The following is a 9,946-nucleotide window of genomic DNA, read 5'->3' as shown; positions in this document are numbered from 1 at the left end:
GGTAGTCGATCTGCGCGTTGGTGCTGCGCAGCTCGTCCGCCGCCCAGCGCGCGAGCGCGTCGTGGACGGCGGGGTCGAGCCGCAGCAGCACCTGTTTGCGTGCCGGGCGGGAGGGCCGCTCGGTCACTGGTGGAGGGAGCCCGCGTTGACGACCGGGTGCGGGGCGCGGTCGCCGCAGAGGACGACCAGCAGGTTGGAGACCATGGCCGCCTTGCGCTCCTCGTCGAGTTCGACGAAGTCACCCGCGCTGATCCGGGAGACGGCCTCCTCGACCATGCCGCAGGCGCCTTCGACGATGAGTTTGCGGGCGGCGATGATGGCGCCGGCCTGCTGGCGCTGGAGCATCGCGGAGGCGATCTCCGGGGCGTAGGCGAGGTGGGTGAAGCGGGACTCGATGACCGTGACGCCGGCCGCCGCGACGCGTGCCTCGACCTCGGCGGAGAGCCGGTCGGTGATGCTCGCCGCGTTGTCGCGGAGACTGAGCGTGTCACCGTCGGTCTCGTAGGGGTAGTGGGTGGCGATGTGGCGCAGGGCGGTCTCGGTCTGGGTGACGACGAACTCCTCGTAGTCGTCGACGGCGAAGACGGCCTGGGCGGTGTCCTCGACCTGCCAGACGATCACGGCGGCGATCTCGATGGGGCTGCCGTTGGCGTCGTTGACCTTGAGGGTGGCGGTCTCGTGGTTGCGGACCCGGGTGCTGATCCTGGTGCTGGTGGTCAGCGGGTTGACCCAGCGCAGGCCGTCGGTGCGGAGGGTGCCGACGTAGCGACCGAAGAGCTGGATGACCCGCGCCTCGCCGGGGGCGACCATCTTGACGCCGTTCCAGGCGAACAGCGAGACCAGGACGGTGAGTGCGCCGAGGACGATCACCGGGACGCCGGTCGCCGGCCGGCCGATGGGGTCGGTGGCGAGCGCGATGCCGCTGACGAGCAGGGCGATGCCGGCGATCGGGCCGAGGGCGGCGAGGAGGAGTCCGAGGCCGCCGGAGAGGCTGTGCGCGGGTCGCTCGGTGACGGGCGCGGTGGGCATGTCAGGGCCGTCGATCTGCGGCTCCGGGTCGACGGTGGCGCTGTCGGTGCGGTCGGTACCGTCGGCGCTGCCGGTGCTGAGGGTCTCGGTCATGCGGGCCCCGCTTCTTTCCCCGTGGTGTGCTAACTAAGTGTTATCACTTTAAGGGACGGGGGTCGTGCCGCGCCAGAGGGCGGCCCGGAGAGACGACCGGGTCCCGGTCGGCACCCCCCTGCGGTGCCGACCGGGACCCGAGGACCCGTGTCTCCTGTGACGTGACGGTGTGGCGGTTACTCGGTCCGCAGACCGTCCGGCCGCATCATCCGCCACAGCGAGGGCAGGCTGGCGACCGTCACCAGGGCGATCATCAGCAGGCCCGCGCCGACCAGCGGGAGGAACGCGAACCAGTCGGTCGCACTCTCGTCCACCATCCGCAGCAGCAGCACACCCAGGCCGATGCCGCCGCCCGTGGCGATCACCAGGCCGAGTACGACCGGGATCGCGGTCTGCCACAGGACCGACATGCCGAGAGTGGATCGCTTGGTTCCGAACGCCACAAGCACCGACAACTGCCGCTTGCGTTCACGGAGTTGCTCGATCGTCGAGACGATCATGCTGGCGCCGATGAGCAGCAGGATCACCACGGCACCGATGAAGAGCGCGTTGCGGATGCCGTTGAACTCGTCGCTGTTGGTGGTGCTGACCAGCTCGTACGCCTGGAAGCCCCGATCGGTGACGGGTGCGAGGTTGCGGATGTGCTCGACGGTGTCCCGGTCGGCGGGGTCGGTGCGCAGCATGGCCTCGAGCCAGACGCTCCGGAGTTCCTTCACGTCGATCGCGCCGGTCGTGACGTACAGGCCCCCGGAGAGCTCCCCCGTCGGGCTTTCGGTGGTGGTCGCGGGACGGATGTTCTTCGGAAGCGTCCACCAGAGCGGTTCGAGCTGTTCGTCCTCCGCGTACTCACTCGCGTGCAGGTCGAAGCGGGCACCGGGCTTGGGCTCGGGCCGGTATTCCTCCTCCTCGTAGTCGGAGGTGAGGAAGACGTCGCCGTCCCGGCATCCGTCGGTCTTGATCAGCAGTCGCAGGGTGTCGCAGTCGGCGATCCGCACCTGGTGCGGGGCGCGCCAACCGTCCTCGTCCGGCTTGGCCCGCTCGTGGACCAGATCGGCGACCAGGAAGCCGTTCACCTCGGTGACGCCCTCGACCTTGCGGATACGCTCGAACCAGTCGAGCGCCTCGGGGGCCTCGACGTCGTAGTGCGAGGCCGCCATGGTGGCCCGGCCGGGGTCCTGGCCGGTCTCGCTCCGGTCCCGCAGTTCGACGGAGGAGTAGAGCATCTGGAGGGCCACCGCGCCGGCGACGGCGACGGTGACGCCGCTGACCGCGCGGGCGGCGAGGCCGCTGTTCAGCTGGAGCCTGCGGGTGGCCAGTTGCCAGGAGAGCGGGCCGCCGCGCATCCGGCCGACCACCCGTTCCACGGCCCAGGGCAGCAGGAGGGTCACGCCCACCAGGGTGAGCAGCACGCCGCCGGCGATACCCCACTCGTTGACGGTGCTGTCGCCGCGCATGCTGGGGCCGAAGAAGCCGAGCGAGAGCGCCCCGAGGAGCAGGACGACCAGTCGCCACCACAGCCGGCGGCCACGGTCGGTGCCCTCCCTGGCGACGCCGAGCGGGCTGATCGCGACCTTGCGCATCGCGAGCAGCGTCACCATCACAGCGGACGCGGGGACGAGCAGCAGGACCAGCGCGGCCAGCCAGCCGGCGGGCACCACATCGACGGAGTAGACGCTGTAGCCGAAGACCTCGAACTTTTCGACCAGGACGCGGCCGACGGCGAAGAAGAGGCCGCCGAGGAGCAGGCCGAGAGTCGCGCCGGTGACCGCCTCACCCGCGGCCATGCGGTGGGTCATGGCGCTGTCCGCGCCGACGAGACGCAGGGCTGCCAGCCGTCGGTCACGTCCCTCGCTGCCGAACCGCACGGCTGTCGCGATGAACACCGCGATGGGCAGCAGCAGTACCACGACCATGACCACGACCAGCACCAGCATGCTCGGTGGCAGTGGGTCGTTGTCGGCGGTGTTGTGGCCGAACCGTTCCGTGCGGGTGGCGTCCTTCCAGGCGGTGAGCGTGTCGGTGCCGAGGTAGAACCGCATGTCGGCGGGGCCGCTGAGCCCCTCGGGGCCGATCGTGCCGACCACCTTCGCGTTCTCGAAGCGCTCGGCCAGCAGCTTGCCGTCGCCGTCGTCGAGCATCCGCTTCAGCTTCGGGGAGACGTAGATCTCGCCCTTGGTCGGCACCCGGTCGATGCCGGGCGGGGTCACGGTCCTGTCGGGGTCGCCGTCCGGCTGGAGCAGCATGCCCCCGACGGTCTTGCCGCGGTACTCGGTGAAGACGTGGGTGACGACGACGGAGGTGTCGGTCGCGGGCGCGTCCTCGACGTACTCGTACTGGCGGGCCACGTCCCGCACGTCGCCGGCGTGGATCGCGGAGGGCACGGAGGCGGCGAGCAGCAGCACGGCGACGCCGAGGCCCACACCGGTGCCGGTGAGCAGGGTGCGGGTCCATCCCGGGCGACCGCCGGTGACCGCGAACCTGACCCCCATCAGCAGGTCGCGTATCCAGACCTTGATCATGCCGCGCCCGCCATGCCGGCCAGGTCGCGGGCCTTGCCGTCCCGGACGACGACCTCGCGGTCGGAGTAGGCGGCCACCCGCGACTCGTGGGTGACGAGCACGACGGCGGCGCGGGTCTCGCGGGCGGCCTCGGTGAGGAGTTCCATGACCCGCTCGCCGTTGAGGGAGTCCAGCGCGCCGGTGGGTTCGTCGGCGAAGAGGACACGCGGGGTGGCGACGAGCGCGCGGGCGATGGCGACGCGCTGCCCCTGGCCGCCGGAGACCTGTCCGGGCCGCTTGCCCCGGACGGTGTCCACCTCCAGTCGCGCCAGCCACTCGACGGCCTTCGCCTCGGCCGTCTTGCGGTCGACGCCGGTGAGCCGCAGCGGCAGCGCGACGTTCTCCACGCAGGTCAGCTCGGGGACGAGCTGGCCGAACTGGAAGACGAAGCCGAAGTCGCCGCGGCGCAGCGCGCTGCGTTCGGCGTCGGACATCGCGGACAGTTCGTGGCCCCGGTAGTGGACGGTGCCCTCGTCCGGGGTGACGATGCCGGCCAGGCAGTGCAGCAGGGTGGACTTGCCGGAGCCGGACGGTCCCATGACGGCGACGATCTCGCCGGGATTGATGCTGAAGTCGGCGCCGTCCAGTGCGGACGTGGTGCCGTAGGTCTTGCGAAGCGCGGTCGCGGTGAGCAGGGCGCCCGCGCCCCCCGTGGTACTGCTGGTCATGCGCCAACCTCTCGGGCGAGCTTGTCGAGCCTCGCCGCGGCCAGCTCCAGCCAGCGCAGGTCGGCTTCCAGATGGAACAGGGCGTGGTCGCAGATCAACTGGTCCGCGAGGTCGCCCCCGGTCTTGCGGCGGGTGAGCTCGCGCATCATGCGCAGGTGCTCGGCCCGCTGGGTGTCCAGCAGTTCGGCCGCGTCGCGGCCGGTGAGCAGGGCGAGCACGACCTTGGTGTAGAGCGTGCTCTGGAGGTACGGCTCCGGCTTCTCCGGTGTGCCGAGCCAGTTGCCGACGTCGGTGATGCCGGCGTCGGTGATCGCGTAGCGCTTGCGCTCGGGGCCGTCGCCGGCCTCTATGCCGTCCACTTCGACGAGGCCGTTCTTCAACAGCCGCGACATGGTCGAGTAGACCTGTCCGTAGTGGAGCGGGCGGTCCTGACCGAAGCGCTGGTCGAACGCGCGCTTGAGGTCGTAGCCGTGTCGCGGCCCGGCCTCCAGGAGACCGAGCAGTGTGTGACTGATGGACATGGCGAGGACTATACACGAGGTTTATACACCCGATGTATAGACGTGGTGGATACTCCGCTGAAACGCCACTGACCTGGGGTTTCATCCAACACACAGAGGCGGCACCGGCCTGAGGTGGCCGGCACCGCCCCTTCGGGTGGGAGGGCGGCTCAGCCGCCGTTCACCCGGGCGGCGATCCGGTCGCCGAGGTCCTTGTCGACGTTCCGCCAGTAGGCGACGGCCCGCTCCAGGACCGGGGCGCTCACCCCGTTCAGCAGGTGCCCGGACACGTTGTCGACGAGCCGCGAGCGGGCCGCGTCGTCCAGCACCCGGCGGACCATCGTGCCCGGCTGCCCCCAGTCGTCGTCCTCGCTGCGCAGCGTGTAGGCGTGCCGGACCATCTCGCCGGCGGCGAGCCAGCCGGCCGGCTCGCCGAACCGGGCGGTGTCGGCGGCCGGACCGCCGTAGGAGTTGGGGGCGTACACGGCGCCGGTGCGCGCCGGCTCGTACCGCATCGCGCCGTCCTTGCTGTACGAGCCGAGCGGCGCGTGCGGGCGGTTCGGCGGCAGCTGGTTGTAGTTGGCGCCGATCCGGTACCGGTGGGTGTCCGGGTAGGAGAAGAGGCGGCCGAGCAGCATCTTGTCCGGCGACGGCCCGATGCCCGGCACCAGGTTGGACGGCTCGAAGGCCGCCTGCTCGATGTGGACGAAGTGGTCCTCGGGGTTGCGGTCCAGCCGCATCCGGCCGACCTCGACCAGCGGGTAGTCGCCGTGCGGCCACACCTTGGTCAGGTCGAAGGGGTTGAACCGGTAGTCCGGGGCGTCGTCGAACGGCATGACCTGCACGTACATCGTCCAGGTCGGCGCCTCGCCGCGGCGGATCGCCTCGAACAGGTCGCGGCGGTGGGCGTCGGCGTCCTCGCCTGCGAGCGCGTCGGCCTCCGCCTGGGTGAGGAAGCCGATGCCCTGGTCGGTCTTGATGTGGTACTTCACCCAGAACTTCTCGCCGCCCGCGTTCACCCACATGTAGGTGTGCGAGCCGTAGCCGTTCATGTGGCGCCAGGTGCGCGGGATGCCCCGGTCACCCATCAGCCAGGTGACCATGTGCGCGGACTCCGGGGAGAGCGTCCAGAAGTCCCACTGCATGTCGTGGTCGCGCAGTCCGCTGTCCGGGCGGCGCTTCTGCGAGCGGATGAAGTCCTGGAACTTCTGCGGGTCGCGGACGAAGAACACCGGGGTGTTGTTGCCGACGAGGTCGTAGTTGCCGTGCCGAGTGTAGAACTTCAGCGCGAAGCCGCGCGGGTCGCGCCAGGTGTCCGGGCTGCCCAACTCCCCGGCGACCGTCGAGAAGCGGGCCAGCATCGGCGTGCTGCGGCCCGGCTGGAAGAGGTCGGCCTTGGTGAACTGGCTGACGTCACCGGTCACCTCGAAGGTCCCGTAGGCACCGCCGCCCTTGGCGTGCACCACCCGCTCCGGGACCCGTTCCCGGTTGAACTGGGCCATCTTCTCGATGAGGTAGTGGTCCTGGAGCAGGATCGGGCCGTCGGGGCCCACGGTGAGCGAGTGCTCGTCGCTCTCCACGGGGATGCCGGCGGTGGTGGTCGTGTAGTCGGCGGGCCGGGCGCCCCGCGCCGTCTCGGACATGCGGTTCCTCCCCTGGGGGGATGCTGAGCGGATGGGCGACGGCAGCGGACCCACCGGTGGCGGATCCGGCCGGCGCCATTCCTCATCAGAACGCCACCGCCACCCACCGGCAACCGCAGGTGGGCCGCGCGCACCGCCCGCCGGGGGAATCCACGACGGCAACCGGGCACACAACCCGGCGGACGGCCGGTGCGTCCATAAGACTGGCCTTCCGATCATCTAGGGTCGGTCCGGCGGGTCGGGCGGACACCGGCGCGTGACCGGACGCCGGGGACTGACCGGCGGGCCGGGACTGACAGACGGGGAGCGACGTTGATGCTGGACACCAAGGGAGGCAGCTCCCCGGTCGCCCAGCAGCGGCACCTCCTGGGCCGCCCGCTGCCCGACGCCGTCCGCGCCGCGGCCCGCCGCTGCGCGGACGTCGCGCTGACCGCCGCCCGGCAGCCCTACTGGGAACGGCCGAACGAGACCTGGCTGGTGCGCCGCTGGCCCGACCTCACGGCCACCGTGACGGCCACCCTCTTCTACTGGCTCTCCCTCACCCCCTCCCTGGTCCCCAGGCCCTGGTACCTGCAGGGCCTGGTCGGCGGCATCACCGCGGCCATCGGCTACGCGCTGGGCGCGCTGCTGAGCTGGGTGGTGCCCGCGGTGGTGCGCTGGCGCCCGGCCGAGCCCACCCGCACCCGGATCCGGGCACGGGCCTGGCAGGCGTTCTTCCTGCTGGCGCCGCTGCTGACGGTGCTGCTGCTGTCGGAGTCCGCGCACATGCAGCGGGAACTGCGCAAACTGCAGGGACTGCCGCCCACCCTGACCTGGCACTCGCTGATGATCACCCTCATCGCGCTGGCGCTGTGCTGGCTGCTGCTGGTGGTGGCCCGGCTCGTCCGGCTCGGCACCCGGGCGCTGATCCGGGTGCTGCTGCGCTTTGTGCCCAAGCCGCTGGCGGTGTTCGCCGGGCTGCTGATCAGCGCGGTGGTGGTGATGTTCGGCGCGAAGAACGTCGTCTTCGAACGCGGCGTGGTCGACATCGCGTCCCGCGTCGCCGCCAACACCGACCAGAGCACCAAGGACGGCGTCGTCCAGTCCGACTCGCCGTACGTCTCCGGCAGTCCGGAATCCCTGATCGCCTGGGACGATCTCGGCTTCCAGGGCCGCAACTTCACCGGCAGCGTGCTCAGCCGCGAGCAGATCGCCTCCTTCACCCGGCAGGAGGCGATGGACCCCATCCGGGTGTACGTGGGCCGGGCGACCGCCGGCGGCTACGCCGAACAGGCGAAGCTCGCCATCGCCGAACTCGACCGCACCGGCGGCTTCGACCGGGCGGTGCTGGCCATCGCCGGTACGACCGGCAGCGGCTGGATCGACGCCCGCACCGCCGAGCCGCTGGAGTACCTGTACAACGGCGACACCGCCATCGTGGCGATCCAGTACTCCTACCTGCCGAGCTGGGTGTCCTTCCTGGTCGACCGCGAGGAGGCCGGCCGGGCCACCCGTGAACTGGTGACGGCGGTGGAGGAGCGGCTGGAGTCGATGCCCGAGGAGCGGCGCCCGCGCCTGGTGGTGTTCGGCGAGAGCCTGGGCGCGACCGCCGTGGAGGACGCCTTCGACGGCGTGGACGACCTGCTGGCCAGAACGGACGGTGCCCTGCTGGTCGGCCCGCCCAACTACAGCCCCATCCGCACCGAGGTGACCGAGCGGCGCGATCCGGACAGCCCGGTGTGGCGCCCGGTCTACGACAACGGGCGGCACGTGCGGTTCGCCCAGTACCCGCAGCGGGACCTGCTGCTGCCGGAGGGCGCGCCCTGGGAGTGGCCGCGGGTGGTCTACCTCCAGAACGCCTCCGACCCCGTGGTGTGGTGGACGCCCGGCCTCGCGGTGCGCTCACCGGAGTGGCTGCGGCCGCCCACCGGACCGGACGTCAGCGCGGAGGCCCGCTGGTTCCCGTTCGTGACGTTCTGGCAGCTCACGGTGGACATGGCGATGTCCTACGGGGTCGGCGCGCCGCACGGGCACCGGTACGGCACCAACGCCGTCGAGGGCTGGGCCGCGGTCATCCCCCCGGAGGGCTGGACCGCGGCCGACACCCTGCGCCTCAAGGCGTTCGCGGAGGCCCACGAGTCGCCGTACTGACCGCGCCGCGCGGCGTGTCGAGCTCGCACGGCGCGGGTGGTCAGGACGGGTGGTCAGGACTCGCGTGGTGGTTCGTCCGGCCGCCCGGCCGCGTCCTCCGGGCGGGACGGGGCGCCCGTCGGGCCGCTGGGAGCCTGCCCGGCATGACGCGGGGGCCGCGGCTGCTCGCCGGGGAGGACGGGCGGCACCGCCGGGGACAGGTCGGTGACGGTGGAGCCGTGCACCGGATGTCGTCTCGGATGCTGCTGCTCGGCGTACGCGCGCAGGAAGCCGACCACCGTGTTGGCGACCGCCACCAGCGGCACCGCGACGACCGCGCCGGGAATGCCGGCCAGCAGCGTTCCGGCGGTCACCGCGAGCACCACCGCCAGCGGGTGGACCTGCACGAGCCGGCCGAGGATGAGCGGCTGGAGCACGTTGCCCTCCAGCTGCTGCACGGCGAGCACCACCGCGAGCACGAGCAGCGCCGTGGTCAGCCCGTTGGTCACGAAGGCCACTATCACCGCCAGCGTCCCGGAGAGGAGGGCGCCGACGATCGGGATGAACGCGAAGAGGAAGACGATCACCGCGAGCGGCACCGCCATCGGCACACCGAGGAAGTAGATGCCGATGCCGATGCCGACCGCGTCGATGAACGCCACGATCACCGTGCCGCGCACGTACCCGGTGAGCGTGACCCAGGCGCGCGGCCCGGCGCCGGCGACACCCTCCCGGGCGACCAACGGCACGAACTTCAGGCACCACTGCCAGATGCGCCGGCCGTCGTACAGCAGGAAGAGGCAGACAAACGCGGCGAGGACCGCGCCGGTGAAGAAGGTGACGAGGTAGGAGGCGCCCTCGATGCCCGCCGAGGTCAGCTCCTGGCTGTGCTCACCGATCCAGCTGTTGAGGTTGTCGACGAAGTCGTTCAACTGCTCGTCGGTGACCTTGAACGGGCTGTCCAGGATCCACACCCGCAGCTCGTCGATACCGCTCTGGACCTGCTTGACCAGGTCCTCCTGGTTCTCGATGACCTGCCACACCACAAACCAGCCGATCAGGCCCATGATGCCGAAGCCGCCGATGAACACGGTGGTCGTCGCCAGGCCGCGGCCGAAGCCGTAGCGGCGCAGCCGGGAGACGGTCGGCTGGAGCAGCGCGGTGATGAGCAGGCCGGCGGAGAAGGCGATCACCAGCATGCTGACGGCGCTGATGACCTCCATGAGCACCCAGACGACACCGGCGAGCACCAGCAGCCGCCAGCCCGCCTCGGAGGCCACCCGGAGCCCCCACGGGATCACGGCGGCCGGCGGCGTCGGGCCTTCGTGCGGTGGGGAGGGCGGCGA

At 71.2% G+C, this 9,946-nt stretch carries 8 protein-coding genes; 1 reads left to right on the top strand and 7 read right to left on the bottom strand.

The window, feature by feature from the left end; translation table 11 throughout:
• The 6 genes from GL263_RS29300 to GL263_RS14380 all read right to left on the bottom strand — a co-directional run.
• A partial coding sequence (locus GL263_RS29300; protein ID WP_500294563.1) for a type II toxin-antitoxin system antitoxin occupies window positions 1-127 on the bottom strand: 127 nt, incomplete at its 3' end.
• A complete protein-coding gene (locus GL263_RS14400; protein WP_228456502.1) occupies window positions 124-1,029 on the bottom strand; it encodes an SPFH domain-containing protein in 906 nt (301 codons plus the stop codon). The genes GL263_RS14400 and GL263_RS29300, both read right to left, overlap by 4 nt.
• A 269-nt stretch (window positions 1,030-1,298) precedes the next feature.
• Window positions 1,299-3,641, bottom strand: a complete 2,343-nt coding sequence (locus GL263_RS14395; RefSeq protein WP_182856098.1) for an ABC transporter permease — start codon at window positions 3,639-3,641, stop codon at window positions 1,299-1,301.
• The gene (locus tag GL263_RS14390) at window positions 3,638-4,348 is read right to left on the bottom strand and encodes an ABC transporter ATP-binding protein (RefSeq protein ID WP_182856097.1); all 711 of its coding nucleotides are present in this window, start codon (window positions 4,346-4,348) and stop codon (window positions 3,638-3,640) included. The genes GL263_RS14395 and GL263_RS14390 overlap by 4 nt, the downstream gene beginning before the upstream one ends.
• The gene (locus tag GL263_RS14385) at window positions 4,345-4,869 is read right to left on the bottom strand and encodes a PadR family transcriptional regulator (protein WP_182856096.1); all 525 of its coding nucleotides are present in this window, start codon (window positions 4,867-4,869) and stop codon (window positions 4,345-4,347) included. The genes GL263_RS14390 and GL263_RS14385 overlap by 4 nt, the downstream gene beginning before the upstream one ends.
• 149 nt (window positions 4,870-5,018) lie before the next feature.
• Window positions 5,019-6,491: a catalase gene (locus GL263_RS14380; protein WP_182856095.1), complete on the bottom strand. Its 1,473-nt coding sequence runs from the start codon at window positions 6,489-6,491 to the stop codon at window positions 5,019-5,021.
• 315 nt (window positions 6,492-6,806) lie between these two features.
• Between GL263_RS14380 and GL263_RS14375 the strand changes: the two genes are divergently transcribed.
• The gene (locus tag GL263_RS14375; protein ID WP_182856094.1) at window positions 6,807-8,621 is read left to right on the top strand and encodes an alpha/beta hydrolase; all 1,815 of its coding nucleotides are present in this window, start codon (window positions 6,807-6,809) and stop codon (window positions 8,619-8,621) included.
• A 53-nt stretch (window positions 8,622-8,674) separates the two neighbouring features.
• On the opposite strand, the gene GL263_RS14370 is transcribed toward GL263_RS14375, so the two are convergent.
• Window positions 8,675-9,946: AI-2E family transporter (locus tag GL263_RS14370; RefSeq protein WP_182856093.1), on the bottom strand; the 1,272-nt coding region annotated here is incomplete at its 5' end.

Origin of the sequence: Streptomyces durbertensis (assembly GCF_014156695.1) — a bacterium.
Classification (GTDB): domain Bacteria; phylum Actinomycetota; class Actinomycetes; order Streptomycetales; family Streptomycetaceae; genus Streptomyces; species Streptomyces durbertensis.
Note: the sequence above shows the minus strand (reverse complement) of the source record. Positions and strands in the feature narration are given on the sequence as shown.

Bases quoted from the DNA above. Each gene is read 5' to 3' on its own strand.
- GL263_RS14400 (WP_228456502.1), bottom strand. From the start codon at position 1,029: ATGCCCACCGCGCCCGTCACCGAGCGACCCGCGCACAGCCTCTCCGGC.
- GL263_RS14395 (WP_182856098.1), bottom strand. From the start codon at position 3,641: ATGATCAAGGTCTGGATACGCGACCTGCTGATGGGGGTCAGGTTCGCG.
- GL263_RS14390 (WP_182856097.1), bottom strand. From the start codon at position 4,348: ATGACCAGCAGTACCACGGGGGGCGCGGGCGCCCTGCTCACCGCGACC.
- GL263_RS14385 (WP_182856096.1), bottom strand. From the start codon at position 4,869: ATGTCCATCAGTCACACACTGCTCGGTCTCCTGGAGGCCGGGCCGCGA.
- GL263_RS14380 (WP_182856095.1), bottom strand. From the start codon at position 6,491: ATGTCCGAGACGGCGCGGGGCGCCCGGCCCGCCGACTACACGACCACC.
- GL263_RS14375 (WP_182856094.1), top strand. From the start codon at position 6,807: ATGCTGGACACCAAGGGAGGCAGCTCCCCGGTCGCCCAGCAGCGGCAC.